This window comes from Rodentibacter sp. (assembly GCF_057314195.1).
Genome location: NZ_DBHLAM010000041.1, coordinates 22,215 through 38,283 on the forward strand (window position 1 = coordinate 22,215; position 16,069 = coordinate 38,283).

14 protein-coding genes and 1 pseudogene are annotated in these 16,069 nt (G+C 43.9%); 7 read left to right on the plus strand and 8 right to left on the minus strand.

All coding sequences use genetic code 11. The features are described from left to right. Nucleotides 1-58 precede the first annotated feature (58 nt). On the minus strand, nucleotides 59-904 hold the full coding sequence (locus tag ACO59Y_RS05885; protein WP_486131486.1) for a DUF817 domain-containing protein: 846 nt from the start codon (nucleotides 902-904) through the stop codon (nucleotides 59-61). A 72-nt stretch (nucleotides 905-976) separates the two neighbouring features. Further along, nucleotides 977-1,348 (minus strand): annotated as a pseudogene (locus ACO59Y_RS05890) (HAD-IC family P-type ATPase); the annotation flags it as partial. 60 nt (nucleotides 1,349-1,408) lie between these two features. Between ACO59Y_RS05890 and ACO59Y_RS05895 the strand changes: the two are divergent. Then, nucleotides 1,409-1,606 (plus strand): hypothetical protein, encoded by a 198-nt coding sequence (locus tag ACO59Y_RS05895; RefSeq protein WP_486131509.1) that lies wholly within the window; start codon nucleotides 1,409-1,411, stop codon nucleotides 1,604-1,606. Nucleotides 1,607-1,712: 106 nt separating this feature from the next. Further along, nucleotides 1,713-1,874: a 30S ribosomal protein S15 gene (locus ACO59Y_RS05900; protein WP_486131487.1), complete on the plus strand. Its 162-nt coding sequence runs from the start codon at nucleotides 1,713-1,715 to the stop codon at nucleotides 1,872-1,874. A gap of 184 nt (nucleotides 1,875-2,058) precedes the next feature. On the opposite strand, the gene ACO59Y_RS05905 is transcribed toward ACO59Y_RS05900, so the two are convergent. The 4 genes from ACO59Y_RS05905 to grpE all read right to left on the minus strand — a co-directional run bounded on the left by ACO59Y_RS05905 (nucleotide 2,059) and on the right by grpE (nucleotide 7,225). Further along, the gene (locus tag ACO59Y_RS05905; protein ID WP_486131489.1) at nucleotides 2,059-2,916 is read right to left on the minus strand and encodes a ferritin-like domain-containing protein; all 858 of its coding nucleotides are present in this window, start codon (nucleotides 2,914-2,916) and stop codon (nucleotides 2,059-2,061) included. 20 nt (nucleotides 2,917-2,936) lie between these two features. Then, nucleotides 2,937-3,797 carry an acyl-CoA thioesterase II gene (gene tesB, locus ACO59Y_RS05910; protein WP_486131491.1) on the minus strand — a complete coding sequence of 287 codons (861 nt, stop codon included), beginning with the start codon at nucleotides 3,795-3,797 and terminating at the stop codon, nucleotides 2,937-2,939. 323 nt (nucleotides 3,798-4,120) lie between these two features. After that, nucleotides 4,121-6,244 (minus strand): anaerobic ribonucleoside-triphosphate reductase, encoded by a 2,124-nt coding sequence (gene nrdD, locus ACO59Y_RS05915; protein WP_486131493.1) that lies wholly within the window; start codon nucleotides 6,242-6,244, stop codon nucleotides 4,121-4,123. A 402-nt stretch (nucleotides 6,245-6,646) separates the two neighbouring features. Then, the gene (grpE, locus tag ACO59Y_RS05920) at nucleotides 6,647-7,225 is read right to left on the minus strand and encodes a nucleotide exchange factor GrpE (protein WP_486131495.1); all 579 of its coding nucleotides are present in this window, start codon (nucleotides 7,223-7,225) and stop codon (nucleotides 6,647-6,649) included. A gap of 114 nt (nucleotides 7,226-7,339) precedes the next feature. Between grpE and ACO59Y_RS05925 the strand changes: the two genes are divergently transcribed. Both ACO59Y_RS05925 and recN read left to right on the plus strand, forming a co-directional pair. Continuing rightward, nucleotides 7,340-8,230, plus strand: a complete 891-nt coding sequence (locus tag ACO59Y_RS05925; RefSeq protein ID WP_486131497.1) for an NAD(+) kinase — start codon at nucleotides 7,340-7,342, stop codon at nucleotides 8,228-8,230. 74 nt (nucleotides 8,231-8,304) lie between these two features. Further along, nucleotides 8,305-9,981: a DNA repair protein RecN gene (gene recN / locus ACO59Y_RS05930; RefSeq protein WP_486131499.1), complete on the plus strand. Its 1,677-nt coding sequence runs from the start codon at nucleotides 8,305-8,307 to the stop codon at nucleotides 9,979-9,981. A 94-nt stretch (nucleotides 9,982-10,075) separates the two neighbouring features. Here recN and ACO59Y_RS05935 read toward each other — a convergent pair whose 3' ends face one another. Both ACO59Y_RS05935 and ACO59Y_RS05940 read right to left on the minus strand, forming a co-directional pair. Further along, on the minus strand, nucleotides 10,076-11,980 hold the full coding sequence (locus ACO59Y_RS05935) for a monovalent cation:proton antiporter-2 (CPA2) family protein (protein ID WP_486131501.1): 1,905 nt from the start codon (nucleotides 11,978-11,980) through the stop codon (nucleotides 10,076-10,078). A 45-nt stretch (nucleotides 11,981-12,025) separates the two neighbouring features. Beyond that, nucleotides 12,026-12,157 (minus strand): hypothetical protein, encoded by a 132-nt coding sequence (locus ACO59Y_RS05940; protein ID WP_486131503.1) that lies wholly within the window; start codon nucleotides 12,155-12,157, stop codon nucleotides 12,026-12,028. Between the two features lie 163 nt (nucleotides 12,158-12,320). On the opposite strand from ACO59Y_RS05940, the gene ACO59Y_RS05945 reads away from it, so the two are divergent. From ACO59Y_RS05945 to hrpA, 3 genes are all read left to right on the plus strand, one after another. Further along, the gene (locus tag ACO59Y_RS05945; protein WP_373602971.1) at nucleotides 12,321-12,773 is read left to right on the plus strand and encodes a DUF441 domain-containing protein; all 453 of its coding nucleotides are present in this window, start codon (nucleotides 12,321-12,323) and stop codon (nucleotides 12,771-12,773) included. Beyond that, complete coding sequence (locus tag ACO59Y_RS05950; RefSeq protein WP_486131505.1) at nucleotides 12,774-13,148, plus strand: DUF423 domain-containing protein; 375 nt, start codon at nucleotides 12,774-12,776, stop codon at nucleotides 13,146-13,148. Beyond that, the coding region (gene hrpA / locus ACO59Y_RS05955) for an ATP-dependent RNA helicase HrpA (protein WP_486131507.1) at nucleotides 13,145-16,069 on the plus strand (2,925 nt) is incomplete at its 3' end. The genes ACO59Y_RS05950 and hrpA, both read left to right, overlap by 4 nt.

The window sequence follows — 16,069 nt, forward strand, 5'->3', positions numbered from 1 at the left end:
GCGGTGCTATTTCGTAACTCCGTTTTCGAGCTACTATTTGACCGTACTTTTTTCTTTCCTAATCCCGCGACACCCGAATCGTTTGCTTAATATGTTTGAGATTTGCCACGATGGTAAATGTCATGACGACCAATAACGCCCAAGCGCTCCACTTGCTCACGTGCACCAAAGACCAGGCACCGATTTGATTTGGATAGCGCCAAATGCCAATCAGCGTGCCGAGATTCTCCGCTAACCAAATAAAGAAGCCAATCAACATAAAAGACAGTAACAACGGCATGCGGCGAGGTTTATCATAAGGCGTGAAATATACCGCAGTGCGGGCGTAGAGCCCCAATGCGAACGCCGCCAAATACCATCGGTAATCACCAATGTAATGATGGGTGAAAAAATTTAGATAAATGAGAACCGCGGTTAGTGTCGATAAAACATAGGGCGGATGACTGCGAATTTGCAAACTAAACAAACGCCACGCCTGAATGATATAACTGCCTACCGCGGCATACATAAATCCTGTGAACAAAGGCACGCCGAAGATTTTAGTGTAAGCAAAATCAGGATACGCCCAAGATTGAATGGAAGAGGAGGTTTTGAACAATTCCAAAGCAAAACCCACGAGGTGAAACAGGGTGATGGATTTGATTTCATCTAATGTTTCCAGCTTGAAATGAAACATCAGATATTGCACCATTAACGCAAAAATTAACAATAAATCGTAGCGGGGAATGCCGGCAATACCGTTTTTCGGCATGAGGAACATGGCAATAAAAAACACACCGGCAAATAGACAGGCTCGGGCTTCTTTCAAACCGAAAAACCAAAACTCAAACCAAAAACGTTTGATTCTTTTCAACTGAGGATTTGGTTGATGATTCATCAGCCATAAATCGATTTTATTCAACATGTTATTCTTCTTATTGCATCACAAAATGTCGCATTATTATGCCCGAAGTTCCTCAAGTTGAATATGACTTGCCTATGTGATTTTCGTCTTTTTCAAGCGTAACGCATTGCTTAATACGGAAATCGAACTCATCGCCATCGCCGCGCCGGCAACCACCGGACTGAGCAAACCCAATGCAGCTAGCGGAATGCCTAACACGTTATAAATAAAGGCAAAGAACAGGTTTTGTTTAATGTTTTTCAAGGTTGCACGAGAAATCAACAAGGCATCCACCAACTGATTGACCGAATGCTGCATCAGGGTTACCGACGCACTGTGTTGCGCTACATCCGCACCATCATGCATGGCGAAGCTCACATTCGCCACAGCCAATGCCGGCGCGTAATTCACCCCATCCCCTACCATAGCGACCACGTTGCCATTTTCTTGGAGAATTTTGACCGCACTTTGCGGTAGGCTACTTCTACGCTGGTTTGCGATCCTTGCGGTGATTATACCTGGCAATTGTTTGACAAAATCGAAACGCTTTTTCCAACGCAAGGCGAATTTTTAGTCTATGAATTTCCGCCTGAACTCGAAATGAAAGCAGGATATGTCGGCGCCTTATTAAATCCAACAAAAAGTGCGATCGAATTTTTCCAACTTTTACATTCACAACGAGCTAAACAAGGCATTCAAAATCACGGCTTTTTACCGGAATAAATCTTGCATTTGGGCGTATTCACCGCTAGAATGCGGACCTCTTGTCATCGCTGAGTTAGAGATCGGCGAATGATGTATCAACAACCCTACCTTTTAGGAGTAAAACATGTCTCTAAGTACTGAAAAAAAAGCAGCAATCGTTGCTGAATTTGGTCGTGATGGTTTATTACGTATGGTTTCTCGTCGTCGTAAACTTTTAGACTACTTAAAACGCACTGATCTGGCTTTATACCAAAGCACTATCGCTCGTTTAGGTTTACGTCGTTAATTTTTATTACGCTAAAAAATCAAGCCCTCGAAATTCGAGGGCTTTTTTGTGTCTGTTATTTGGAAAATAAAATCGTGCTCGATATTTGCAGGACGTTCTATTGCCGGCCAACACTAAAATGCCCCACAAAATAGCACCGCATCGGAGCCGGTTTCAATGCGGTGCTGTTTTGAGATCAGGGCTTTTATTTTTTTATATAAGATTTTAAGGTCTGTTCCACTTCATAAATCCAATCGAGTTCGTGTTGGGTGAAGCCTGCTTGAATTCGCGCGTCCGTGTTAATCACGCCTTTAAAAATTACAATGCGATATTTGTGCAAAAGTTCGGTGAAGCATTGCATCGCGTCGAGTCCGCGTTTGGCCGAAAGGGCGTGATACCAATGATTACCGATGTACACATGGCCGATTTCGTCACGCAAAATGACATCCAAAATGCGCACCGCATTGAAATCTTTTCGTTGGGCGATTTTTTCTTGCAGTATGGGCGTGGCGTCCAGCCCGCGCGCTTCTAATACGCGCGGTACCAATGCCATGCGTTCCCAAATGTCATGGGCAGTAGCTTGCGCCATTTCCCAAAGCCCGGCGTGCGCTTCAAAGTCGCCGTATTGATAACCGAGGGTTTTTAAGTGTTCGTTCACCAAGGCAAAATGCGTGCTTTCTTCACGTGCCACGCGTAACCAATCTTTTACGAACATCATACCGTCTTCCAATTCGTTTTGCGCATTGCGTCCAAATCGCCAAGCGGCATCCAGACCTAAATTGATCGCGTTAAATTCGATATGGGCAATGGCGTGCAGCGTGGCGGCATAGCCTTCTGTCGTGGCAAAAGAGCGTTTCGGCACATCTTTCGGCGCGACTAAATGCGGTTTGGCGGGAAAACCCGCGATATTTTCATGCTCCGCGACAATGGGGAAATCGTCGGGGCAGGTTAAATTGATGGTAGGCAAAACATCGTCGTAAAGCGTATTCACTAATGCGCATTTCTTTTGCGGATCGGTTTCCTGCAAGGCTTGCATGACTTTTTGCCAAAATTCGGTTTGCATATTTTTTCCTTAAAAGGCGATTATGGTTGATAACGAATTAAACCTTCTTGTTGCGTAGTGGCAATCAGTTTGCCGTCTTGCGAGAAAATTTGCCCGCGCGCCAAACCGCGACCGCCGAAGGCATTATTGCTTTCGATGGCGTGTAAATGCCAGTGATTCAAATCGAACGGGCGGTGGAACCAAATGTTGTGATCGATGGTGGCTACTTTCATACCTTGTTGCAGGAAGCCTTTTTTGTGCGGGTGCAATGCAGTTAAGATACAGTGAAAATCGGAAAAATAGGCAAGTAAACATTGCTGAATTTTTTGTTCAAGAGGCGCCGTGCCGTGGGTTTTAAACCACGAATATTGTTGCGGCGGCAATGCGGTGCCGTTGAACGGGTTGTTTAGATATTTGGTGCGAATCTCGTAAGGACGTTCCGCCGCAAATTTTTCTTTTAACGGCGAAGGCAAACTTAGTGCAACTTTTTGCAGCATCGCATTTTCATCAATAAAACTTTCCGGCTGCTCGACATCAGGCATCACACTTTGATGCTCAAAGCCGTCCTCCGGCATTTGGAAGGATGCCGTTACATGGCAAATCGGGTTTTTATGCTGAATTGCTTTTACGCGCAAGGCGGAGAAATTTCTGCCTTCGCGCAAAGTTTCTACATCGTAAATAATCGGATACTGGCTATCGCCGGGCGCAAGAAAATAGGCATGACAAGAATGCAAAATGCGTTCCGTCGGCGCCACTTGCATAGCGGCGGATAAGGCTTGGGCGACTACTTGACCGCCGAAAACTTGGCGAAATCCTAAATCTTGGCTGGCGCCGCGGAAAATTAAATCGTCGATTTTTTCTAACTTTAACAATTCGATTAAATGGCTGAGTGTGTTTGACATGGCGTTCCTTAATTGGAGAAAAAATGCGGGTTATTTTAGCGGAATTTTGATGATGCGCCAAAATCATGGCGTGTGTTGGCATGCTGAGAGCATAACAAGCGCGGTATATTTTCAAAAACTTTCGGTGTGACCAAATGGAAAAAACATCTGAGCGATATATGCATTCGCATCCAAAAATAGCACCGCATTGAAGAGGCTTCCAATGCGGTGCTGTTTGGTGAGGTCATTTTAGCGTTGTGTCATCGCGACATAATTTCAAAAACTTTTTAAAAATGTACCGCACTTTTATTTGGGGCAGGATTTAGAACAGAGAACTTAGGAAATTAAAGATGTTTCACTCTCCGTTTAACCTCTTCCTGTTTTCCGGCATTGAACGGGCGGGCGTCCGGGCTGCCTAAATATCCGCACACACGGCGCGTAACGGACACTTTGGTGCTGTCGTGATTGCCGCATTTCGGGCAAACGAAGCCTTTGCTGGTGCATTCGAATTCGCCGGTGAAACCGCATTCGTAGCATTCGTCAATTGGTGTGTTGGTGCCGTAGTAAGGGACGCGGTCGTAGCTGTAATCCCACACGTCTTCCAAGGCTTTTAAATTATGTTGAATGTTCGGATATTCGCCGTAGCAAATAAAACCGCCGCAAGCCAATGGTGGGTATGCCATTTCAAAATCCAGTTTGTCATAAGGATTAACTTTCTTTTCCACGTCTAAATGGTAGCTGTTGGTGTAATAACCTTTGTCGGTTACGCCTTCAATGATGCCGAATCGTTTGGTATCGAGGCGGCAGAATCGGTCGCATAGGTTTTCACTTGGGGTGGAGTAAAGACTGAATGCGTAGCCGGTTTCTTTTTGCCAACGTTTTACTGCTTGGTTTAAATGGCGCACGATGGCGATGCCTTTTTCGCGCAGTTGTTCGTCGTCAAAAATATGACCTCGGTGATAAAGCGCGTTAATCGTTTCGTGGATTCCGATGTAACCGAGGGAAATGGAAGCGCGGCCGTTTTTAAAAATCTGTGCGATCTTGTCGTCAGCGTTCAAGCGTACGCCACACGCGCCTTCCATATAAAGAATTGGCGCTACGCGCGCTTTCGTATTTTCTAGACGGGCAATTCGAGTCATTAAGGCTTTTTTAGCAAGATTTAAACGTTCGTCTAAAATGCGGTAGAAATCGGCTTCGTTTTTAGATTCCAGAGCGATACGCGGAAGATTCAAACTTACCACACCTAAATTATTGCGTCCGTCGTGAATTTCTTCACCGTTTTCTTCATAAGCCCCTAAGAAACTGCGACAGCCCATCGGTGCTTTGAAAGAACCGGTGACTTTCAGCACTTGGTCGTAATTCAGAATATCCGGATACATACGTTTAGATGCACATTCCAAGGCGAGTTGTTTGATGTCGTAATTCGGCTCGCCTTCTGCTTGGTTTAAGCCTTTTTTAATCGTGAACACGAGTTTTGGGAACACCGGCGTTTTATGATTTTTACCCAAGCCGCGGATGCGATTTTTCAAAATGGCTTGTTGAATTAAGCGCGCTTGCCAACTCGTGCCTAAGCCGAAACCAAAGGTTACAAAAGGCGTTTGACCGTTGGATGTATGCAATGTATTGACTTCATATTCTAAAGATTGAAAGGCGTCAAAACATTCTTTTTCAATGAGTGCTTTGGCGTAGCCCTCGGCATCGGGCACTTTCCAATCTTGCGCATTTTTTAAATGTTTTTCGTAGCTGATTTGCACGTAAGGTTCGAGCACTTCATCAATGCGGTTAATGGTGGTACCGCCGTAAATATGGCTTGCCACTTGTGCGATAATTTGCGCCGTAACCGCCGTTGCTGTGCCGATTGATTTCGGCGGTTCGATTTCCGCATTGCCCATTTTGAAACCGCGAGAAAGCATGCCTTTTAGATCTACCAACATACAGTTAAACATTGGGAAAAACGGCGCATAATCTAAATCGTGATAGTGAATTTCCCCTTTTTCGTGAGCTTCCACTACATCGCGCGGCAGAATGTAATGTTTGGCATAATGTTTCGCCACGATGCCGGCGAGCAAATCGCGCTGAGTTGGAATGACTTTGGCGTCTTTATTGGCATTTTCGTTAAGTAATTCCACATTGCTTTGTTCAATCAAGCCCTCGATTTCTTTGGTGAGTTGGCTGCGTTTTTCGCGGGCCAAATCGCGGTCATGACGATATTCGATATAAGCGCGCGCTATCTGCGGATAGCAACTCGCCATGAGTTTATCTTCGACGATTTTTTGGATTTGATTGATATCGATTTCGCCTTGATAACGAGTAAAAATTTCGTTGCCGACATCTTGTCCGATTTGATGGCAATAAAATTCATCGGAAATATTGACCGCATTTGCGGCTTTTTTGACGGCGTTAATGATGCGTTGAATTTCAAAATCTGCGCGTGAACCGTCACGCTTGATAATAGAAAATGTACTCATTGTATGCTCCCGATATATTGTGTTTTTGAAATATGGCAAACACTATATATAGATCAAAATGAATAATCAACACACAATATGTAGTGTTTTTGTGATGATTTTAAGATGAAAATAAGGCTGGATGATTGATATTATTGAAGGGAGTAAAATTTCTTGATGAGAATTAATCTCAAATAAAATATTATTTTTGTGATCTTGATCAAGGTTTTTATGAAAATAAAGAAAGTTGAAAATTTAGTGTCATGGCGCGAATGCATGGAACAATTGCTGAGTTGACACATAAATCGGCCTTATAAAATAGCACCGCATTGGAATGGGCTCCAATGCGGTGCTATTTTGTGAGGGTAATTTCGCTTTCTATAACGCTTTAATTTTGAAAAAATTGACCGGCTTTGTTCGGTATTATGCTGCAACCATTACCATCGCTGGACGAATTACGCGACCGTTCAAAATGTAGCCTTTTTGTAGAACGGCGGTAATATGATTGGATTCGACGCCTTCCGCCGGTTGCATGGAAATCGCTTGGTGCAAATCAGGATTAAAGAGTTCACCTACCGCACCGATCGGTTCCACTCCAAAACGGGCTACGGTTGAAAGCAATTCTTTTAAAGTCAGCTGCACACCGTCAAATAATGCTTTTACACTTTCGTCTTCAGTATTCGCCGGGGTCGCAAGGGCGCGTTCTAAATTGTCGATGGTATTTAAAATATCTTTCGAGAATTTTTCTAAGGCGAATTTGTGGGCTTTTTCTATGTCTTGTTCGGTACGACGACGAATATTGTCGATTTCCGCGCGTGTGCGAAGTAGCAAATCTTGCTCTTTTTTAGCAGTTTCTTCCACTTGCGCTTTAAGTTGTTCTTCTAATTCTTGAACCCGCGCAATAGCTTCTTCTAACGGATCCGCCGATTGTGGCTCATTTTCTTGCTGAATTTCTTCAACAGCTTTTTCATTTACGTTCGTTTTTTGCTCTTGTTCAGACATTTTGTTCTCCATTAATTTAAAAATTGGCGGCATTTTAGCAAAACTAAACTGCTCTGTAATATAATGACGAAAATTTTGAATTCAAGGCGGCGGAATCCCGCTTATTTTACAAAGATGAACGAGTTATATCATTCCTTTAAAACCATCGGACTGGCAGGGAAACCGCGTAACGATGTGAATTTGCAAATGCATAAGAATGTGTATCACTGGCTGACCGAGCGCGGTTATCAAGTGCTGGTGGAAAAAGAGGGCACGGAAACGCTTGAACTCCCAAGCACCGCATTGGCAACGCTGGATGATATCGGGCAACGGGCGCAACTTGTGATTGTGATCGGGGGCGACGGAAATATGCTTGGACGCGCTCGGATTCTGGCCAAATACAATATTCCGCTTATCGGCATTAATCGAGGTAATCTTGGTTTTTTGACGGATATTGATCCGAAAAATGCTTATGCGCAGCTTGAAGCTTGTCTTGAGCGCGGAGAGTTTTTCGTGGAAGAACGTTTTCTGTTGGAAGCTAAAATCGAGCGAAGCAATGAAATTATTGCGCAAGGCATTGCCATCAATGAAGCTGTAATTCATCCGGCAAAAATCGCACATATGATTGATTTCCATGTGTATATTAACGATAAACTCGCATTTTCGCAGCGTTCCGACGGGCTAATTGTTGCTACGCCAACGGGGTCTACCGCCTATTCTCTTTCTGCCGGCGGGCCAATTTTAACGCCGAATTTAAACGCCATCGCTTTGGTGCCGATGTTTCCTCATACACTTTCTTCTCGTCCTTTGGTTGTGGATGGCGACAGTAAAATTTCTATCCGTTTTGCCGAACACAATACTTCTCAACTTGAAGTGGGCTGCGATAGCCAAATCGCTTTAAGTTTCTCGCCCGACGATGTTGTGCATATCGAAAAAAGCATGCATAAGTTGCGCTTACTTCATCTCAAAACCTACAATTATTACAATGTGTTAAGTGCCAAATTAGGCTGGTTAAAAAATTTCTGATAAATCATAAAAAATACTTTACTGTATATGAAATCAGTATTAATATAAAAATATACAGTAATGAAGGATTTTTTATGCTTACTCAACTTACCATTAATAATTTTGCCATTGTCCGCCAATTGGAAATTGAACTTGCTAAAGGAATGTCGGTGATCACAGGTGAAACCGGCGCGGGGAAATCTATTGCGATTGATGCGTTGGGATTATGTTTAGGACAACGTGTTGAAAGTTCAATGGTAAGGGATGGGCAGGAGCGCGCGGAAATTTGTGCGAGTTTTTATATTGAGCCGCATAATCCCGCTTACCAGTGGTTGCAAGAGCAAGAATTGCAAGATCCCGATAATCCTTCCGACTGTATTTTACGCCGCCTGATTAACGCGGATGGCCGTTCGAAAGCTTTTATTAATAGTACGCCTGTTTCTGCAGCGCAACTTAAAGAAATTGGGCAATACCTTATCCACATTAACGGGCAGCACGCCTCTCAGTTATTACTCAAAAACGACTATCAACTTCAACTCATCGATAGCTTCGCGCAGCATTCAGACTTGTTAAATCAAATGCGTGAAGATTATCGCGCATGGAAAAATCTTCAAACCCAAGTCAAAACTTTCCGACAAAAAGTGACTGAGAATGAAGCAAAGAAACAGCTTTTACAGTATCAAGTGGAAGAGTTAGACGAATTTAATTTACGTCCGAATGAATATCTTGAATTGGAAGAAGATCAGCGTCGTTTATCCAATAGCGAGCAGTTAACCCAGCTTTCGCAATCGGCATTGCAGATTCTAAGCGAAAATGAAACGGTTAATGTTGATACGATGCTATATCGTGCAACGCAATATATTAATGAGCTTGTAGAGCTTGATCCACATTATGCGGGAGCACAGGCTCTCCTTAACGACGCATTAATTCAAGTGCAAGAAGCAACAAATGAGATACAGAATTTATCTTCCGGTATCGAACAAGATCCGATGTTATTACTAGAAATCGAACAACGCATGGGACAGGCTTTACAGCTTGCCAAAAAGCATAATGTTAAACCGCAAGATTTGGTTGAATGCCATCACAAATTAAAAGCGGAATTGGCGACGCTTGCCGATGTTTCCGAAAGTGAAGAGACCTTGATCGCTCAAGAAAAAGTAGCGTTTACTCAAATGTTAGCAATGGCAACCGCATTAAGCGCAAGTCGTAAGAAGGCGGCGGATAAACTGGCGCAGCAGGTCACTAAATACATTAAGCAACTTGCTATGGAAAATGCGGAATTTTATATAGAAGTCGATGCCGATAATGACAATGTATCCGCAAACGGCGTGGATGCGGTGCTGTTTACTTTACGCAGTAACTTAGGACAACCCGCTCAGCCGTTAGCAAAAGTAGCGTCCGGCGGTGAACTTTCTCGTATTTCATTGGCTATTCAAGTGTTAACTTCAGATCAATCCGCCATTCCAACATTGATTTTCGATGAAGTAGATGTAGGGATTAGTGGCTCTACGGCGAGCGTTGTGGGTAAATTGCTACGCCAATTAGGTGATAAATGTCAAGTGCTGTGCGTAACGCATTTACCGCAAGTTGCATGCTGCGGACATAATCAATTCAACGTTGAAAAATTTATCATTGATAAAAAAACTGAGACAAAAATGACTGCTCTTTCACAAGAGGAACGCGTTCCTGCATTGGCACGTTTACTTGGTGGTAGTCAAATTACGGGGTTGGCATTGGCCAATGCAAGAGAAATGTTGGAGTCGGTTATTTAATAATTTCTCGGATAATTAAATCATCCGAGAAGTGACAGTTATTTATATTGTTCGCTAGACGGGTTGCTTGTTAGCATTATTGGCGGGGAAGAACTTACGAATCTTGTTTATTTTCTTCTTCTAAGCGAGGTTTGTTTATTTCTTGGCTCTTTTGTTTCTGGCTTTTTTGTTCTTCATCATTTGCCAGAATTTTAGCCGCTTCATCATTTAAGGCTTCGGCATTTAGATGCGGTTTAATAAAAGGTTGCGGTGTCCAATAACGACGAACGATATCCATTGAGAATCCATGTAACACTTCTTCGTTTAAGCGTTCTTGATCAAGACGACGAACTTCGGTAATCACTTCATCAGCTTCCATTTTGTTAACGCCTAGGCGCATTAAAGTCGCGTGGCCAAGGGTTAGTGCGGATTCAAAGGTTTCGCGAACGATATAGTCTACATCTTGTTTGATTAAATTAACGGTAGTTTGGCGATCATAAGTACGGGTTAAAATCGGCAAATCCGGATAAGCATGTTTAAGTTGCGTTACAATGCTTTCAATGCGGTCGGTATCGTTAATTCCGATTACTATGCATTTAGCTTTATTAATACCGGCAGCGTGTAACACGTCTAAGCGCACACCGTCACCATAGTATACTTTAAAACCGAATTTTGCGGCGGCACGGATATTTTCAATATTACGATCAATAACTGATACGTTAATGCCTCGGACAAGTAGGGTTTGGCATACGATTTGGCTGAAACGTCCGAAACCTAATACCAAAACGGAATCTTCTAAATTCGTTATCGAATCAAGATCCGAGATATCTTCCGTCGTAGGGTTTTTAACGGCTCGACGTTGGAGAATTTTGCGCACAGCTAAAGTAATTAACGGTGAGAAAAGCATTGAAATGATCACCGCGGCGGTAAGGGCTGCGCTTTGTTCTTTATTTAACACGCCGGCAGCTAATGCGGCGGAGAATAATACGAAAGCAAATTCACCGCCATGTGCCATCATGGACATGCGACTGATAGATTCGGGACGACTCAATCTTGTTAAGCGTGCGACCAGATAAATGGAAATGGCTTTGCCAATCACATAAATACATACGATACCAAGCAACCAAAACGCATGATGGAACACGAGACTTAAATCTAGTGACATGCCAACGCCCATAAAGAATAAACCGAGCAACAAACCTCGGAAAGGTTCAATATCGGCTTCTAATTGATGGCGGAAAGCAGACTCCGACAGCATCACTCCAGCGACGAAAGCGCCCATTGCCATGGAAAGTCCACCGGCTTCCATTGCTAATGCAGCGCCCAGTACTACAAGCAAAGCCGCGGCAGTCATCATTTCGCGAATATGTACTTTGGAAATTAAACGGAAAATTGGGTTCATCAACCATTTACCGGCAACAATTAAACCAATCACAGCAGAAAGTGCAATGCCGATAGACGTCCAGTTTGTATTGTGTTCAATGTGTTTGGTTTCCGGCATTAAAAAAGCAATAGAAGCTAATAATGGCACGATGGAGAGATCTTCAAAAATCAACGTGGAAATGACCCGTTGGCCTTTCGGAGTATTGCTAATGCCTCGTTCTTCCAACACTTGCATAACGATAGCGGTGGATGAAAGCGTGAACCCCATTCCTGCAATAAACGCCACTTCCTTCGATAAATCTAAAACATAGATACCGGCAAGGGTGAGTAGCGTGCCGCACAGCCCTACTTGCAACAAGCCTCGACCGAAAATTGCTTTGCGCATTGCCCATAAGCGTTCGGGGTGCATTTCAAGTCCGATGATAAATAAGAACATCACCACACCTAATTCTGCTATGTGAACCACAGAAGAGGGATTTTCAATCACACCGAATACGGAAGGCCCGATTAAACAGCCGGCAACCAAATAACCTAATACGCTACCAAGTCCTAGACGTTTGAAAAGCGGCACAATGGTCACGCTGGTGGCAAGCAATACAACGGTTTTGATTAATTCGGGGCTGATAACATTCGACATTGGAAACCTATAAAAGATAAGTGAATTTGTCTTTTTCAACGAAATTTAGTGATTGTGCAAGGCTGAAGTTATGGTTACGAAATTATTTCGGTGTTTATTAGGGTGTCGCCACAGCACCGCATTAGAAACGGTTTCAATGCGGTGCTGTAAGCTGATGCTAAATTCCACTTGATTCATGGTTAGATATGTTCGTCAATTGCTTTGTGCGCTTGTACCGTAACGCTGTTATTCTAGCTTTTTTCTATTAAATAAAAAACACAGAAAAGGCATAAATTGCTATAATTTAACGCACTTTAATTCTCAAAATCGTCATTTTTATGGCTGTACTTTAAGGCTTTTTATGTCATTGCAACTGAATATGATCGCCTTGTTATTGGTGGTTCTGATCATGCTCGGGCTACTCAGCCACAATAGCGCCATCACCATTTCTGCTGCTGTGTTACTGATCATGCAGCAGACGTTTCTCGCTCAATATATTCCCTATTTGGAAAAATACGGCTTGAGTATTGGTATCGTGATTTTAACGATTGGCGTTTTGAGCCCCTTGGTTTCCGGCAAAATTCAGCTGCCGGGCTTGTCGGCCTTTGTCAGTTGGAAAATGTTCGTTGCCATTGCAGTGGGTGTATTGGTCGCCTGGCTTGCGGGCAAAGGCGTTCCGCTAATGGGTGAACAACCGGTATTGGTGACAGGCTTGGTAATCGGCACCATTATCGGTGTCTCTTTTCTGGGCGGCATCCCGGTGGGACCGCTTATCGCTGCAGGTATTTTGGCATTACTCATAGGAAAATTTTAAATGAAAAACAAATGGTTATTGATTGCCGCCTTGAACGGTTTTTTCTGTGTGACAATTGGCGCTTTTGCGGCACATGGGTTAAGTCATGTTTTAGACGAGAAAGCCCTTGCCTGGATTGATACCGGCTTAAAATATCAAATCTTCCATACACTTGCTGTTATGGTGATTGCCTTATCCCTTTGGCATGAGGCTAAATTTGCACAATTCGCGATGCGAGCATGGTCATTGGGGATTTTATTATTCAGCGGCAGCTTATACGCCCTTGCTTTCGGTGCCGGTAAATTTTTAGTCTGGATTACGCCCGTTGGCGGCACACTCTTTTTAATCGGCTGGCTTTGCTTGGCTTACGGTAGTTTTAAAAGTAAATCGGTATGAAGAACAAAACTGTAAAACACGAATTAACCCCGCTACAACAATCCCTTTTTTCTCAGTTAATTGACATCATGTTGGTGGATAAACGCCGTTTATCCGCCCGTATTCATGGCATCGGAAAAATTAAAAACCAAGAGGCACAACAAGCCGTTGTTGCGGAAATCGAACAGCAAATTGAACAAGCAAGATTACGTGTAGAAAATCGTAAAAGTGCGGTCAAACATCACATTGTTTTTCCCGAAGGTTTACCTGTCAGCCAACGCAAAGCAGAAATTGAAAAACTGCTTTCTGAACATCAGGTCATTGTGGTCGCAGGGGAAACCGGTTCGGGGAAAACCACCCAGTTGCCGAAAATGTGTTTGGAACTTGGTTTAGGTCATCTTGGTACAATCGGACACACCCAACCGCGCCGCATTGCCGCCCGTTCGGTAGCTGCTCGAATTGCGGAAGAATTGCAAGCAGAGCTTGGCGATTTGGTGGGGTATAAAGTCCGTTTTAACGATCAAATCAGTGACAACACCCAAATCAAGTTGATGACGGACGGGATTTTGTTGGCTGAAATTCAAACGGATCGTTTCCTCAATCAATATTCTTGCCTGATTATTGATGAAGCCCACGAACGTAGCTTGAACAACGATTTTATTCTCGGTTATCTGAAACAGCTGCTGCCACGCCGTCCGGACTTAAAAGTCATTATCACCTCCGCCACCATTGATGTGGAACGTTTTTCTAAACATTTTAATAACGCGCCGATTATCGAAGTGTCGGGCAGAACCTATCCTGTTGAAGTGCGTTATCGTCCCGTAGTGGAAGAAGACGATCAAGATCAGCTACAAGGCATTCTCAATGCGGTGGATGAACTGCAAGCGGAAGGTCGAGGCGATATTTTGATCTTTATGAACGGTGAGCGAGAAATCCGAGACACTGCCGAAGCTTTGCAAAAGCAAAATTTAAAACACACGGAAATTCTACCGCTCTTTGCCCGCTTGTCTGCGCAAGAACAAAATAAAATTTTCCATCCGAGCGGTTTAAATCGCATTGTATTAGCCACCAACGTGGCGGAAACCTCGCTCACCGTACCAGGCATTAAATATGTGATTGATCCCGGCACGGCACGCATTTCCCGCTATAGCTATCGCACCAAAGTACAACGCTTGCCTATTGAGCCGATTTCACAGGCATCCGCCAATCAGCGGAAAGGGCGTTGCGGACGGGTGAGCGAAGGCATTTGTATTCGTCTTTATTCGGAAGAGGATTTTAACAATCGCCCGGAATTTACCGATCCGGAAATTCTGCGCACCAATTTGGCTTCCGTTATTTTGCAAATGACGGCGTTAGGTTTAGACGACATTGAAGCGTTTCCTTTTGTGGATGCGCCGGATAAACGGCACATTCAAGATGGCGTGAAGTTATTGGAAGAGTTGGGTGCGTTTGAAACCGTTCAAACCAAATCGGGTGAAAAACGTCGATTAACGACAATCGGTCGCCAACTCGCCCAACTTCCTGTCGATCCGCGCCTTGCTAAAATGCTCCTAAGTGCGGTTGATTTTGGCAGCGTTTATGAAGTGATGATTATTGTCTCGGCGTTATCTATTCAAGATCCGCGTGAGCGTCCAACCGAAAAACAGCAGGCTTCTGATGAAAAACATCGCCGCTTTGCCGATAAAAAATCGGACTTCTTGGCGTTCTTGAATCTTTGGAATTATGTGCAAGAACAGCAAAAAGAATTAACGAAAAACCAATTCCGCCGCCAGTGCCAAAAGGATTTTTTAAATTATTTGCGCATTCGTGAATGGCAGGATATTTATCAACAAATTCGTCTTGCCGTGCGTGAAATGGGCTTGCCGATTAATTCGGAAAAAGCTGAATATCAGCAAATTCACACCGCACTTTTAAGCGGCTTGCTGTCGCATATCGGTTTAAAAGAAGCAGAAAAACAACAATATCTTGGCGCCCGCAATGCACATTTTGCGATTTTCCCTAATTCCGTGCTTTTCAAAAAACAACCGAAATGGGTGATGGCGGCAGAGCTTGTCGAAACCTCCAAACTTTGGGGCCGCATGGTGGCGGAAATTGAACCGGAATGGATTGAGCCGCTTGCCGAGCATTTAACCAAAAAATCCTATTCTGAACCGCGTTGGTCGAAATCCCGCGGGGCGGTGATTGCCGATGAAAAAGTCAGTTTGTATGGCGTGCCGATTGTGGCAGCCCGACCAGTGAATTACGGCGCCATTGACCCAAGGGTGAGCCGTGAGATCTTTATTCAATCTGCCTTAGTGGAGGGGGATTGGAATACCAAACATAAATTCTTCAAGCAAAATCAGCAGCTGATTCGTGAAGTGGAGGAATTGGAACACAAAAGCCGTCGCCGCGATATTTTGGTGGACGAGCGCACCTTATTTGAATTTTACGATCAGCGTATTGGCACTGACGTGGTGTCGCAAAAACATTTTGATACTTGGTGGAAAAAGGCGGAAAAACAAGATCCCGAGCTGCTTAATTTTGAACGCTCATTTTTGATTAATGATAATGCGGAACAAGTGAGCAAGCTGGATTTCCCGAATTTTTGGCATCAAGGCAATCTGAAACTCAAACTGACCTATCAATTTGAACCGGGTACGGATGCGGACGGCGTGACCGTGCATATTCCGTTGCCGTTGCTTAACCAAGTGGAAATGACAGGTTTTGATTGGCAAATTCCGGGCTTGCGGGAAGAGCTAGTGATTGCGCTGATTAAGTCTCTGCCTAAATCGTATCGCCGTAATTTCGTGCCGGCACCCAATTATGCCCAAGCCTTTTTAGGGCGCGCCGTGCTGTTGGAAAAGCCGTTGTTGGATACGTTGATTTATGAATTGCGTCGCATGACGGGTGTCACCGTAGAGGCGGAACATTGGAATTGGGAACAAATCCCAAGCCATTTGAAA

Bases quoted from the DNA above. Each gene is read 5' to 3' on its own strand.
- ACO59Y_RS05885 (WP_486131486.1), bottom strand. From the start codon at position 904: ATGTTGAATAAAATCGATTTATGGCTGATGAATCATCAACCAAATCCT.
- ACO59Y_RS05900 (WP_486131487.1), top strand. From the start codon at position 1,713: ATGTCTCTAAGTACTGAAAAAAAAGCAGCAATCGTTGCTGAATTTGGT.
- ACO59Y_RS05905 (WP_486131489.1), bottom strand. From the start codon at position 2,916: ATGCAAACCGAATTTTGGCAAAAAGTCATGCAAGCCTTGCAGGAAACC.
- tesB (WP_486131491.1), bottom strand. From the start codon at position 3,797: ATGTCAAACACACTCAGCCATTTAATCGAATTGTTAAAGTTAGAAAAA.
- nrdD (WP_486131493.1), bottom strand. From the start codon at position 6,244: ATGAGTACATTTTCTATTATCAAGCGTGACGGTTCACGCGCAGATTTT.
- grpE (WP_486131495.1), bottom strand. From the start codon at position 7,225: ATGTCTGAACAAGAGCAAAAAACGAACGTAAATGAAAAAGCTGTTGAA.
- ACO59Y_RS05925 (WP_486131497.1), top strand. From the start codon at position 7,340: ATGAACGAGTTATATCATTCCTTTAAAACCATCGGACTGGCAGGGAAA.
- recN (WP_486131499.1), top strand. From the start codon at position 8,305: ATGCTTACTCAACTTACCATTAATAATTTTGCCATTGTCCGCCAATTG.
- ACO59Y_RS05935 (WP_486131501.1), bottom strand. From the start codon at position 11,980: ATGTCGAATGTTATCAGCCCCGAATTAATCAAAACCGTTGTATTGCTT.
- ACO59Y_RS05940 (WP_486131503.1), bottom strand. From the start codon at position 12,157: ATGAATCAAGTGGAATTTAGCATCAGCTTACAGCACCGCATTGAAACC.
- ACO59Y_RS05945 (WP_373602971.1), top strand. From the start codon at position 12,321: ATGTCATTGCAACTGAATATGATCGCCTTGTTATTGGTGGTTCTGATC.
- ACO59Y_RS05950 (WP_486131505.1), top strand. From the start codon at position 12,774: ATGAAAAACAAATGGTTATTGATTGCCGCCTTGAACGGTTTTTTCTGT.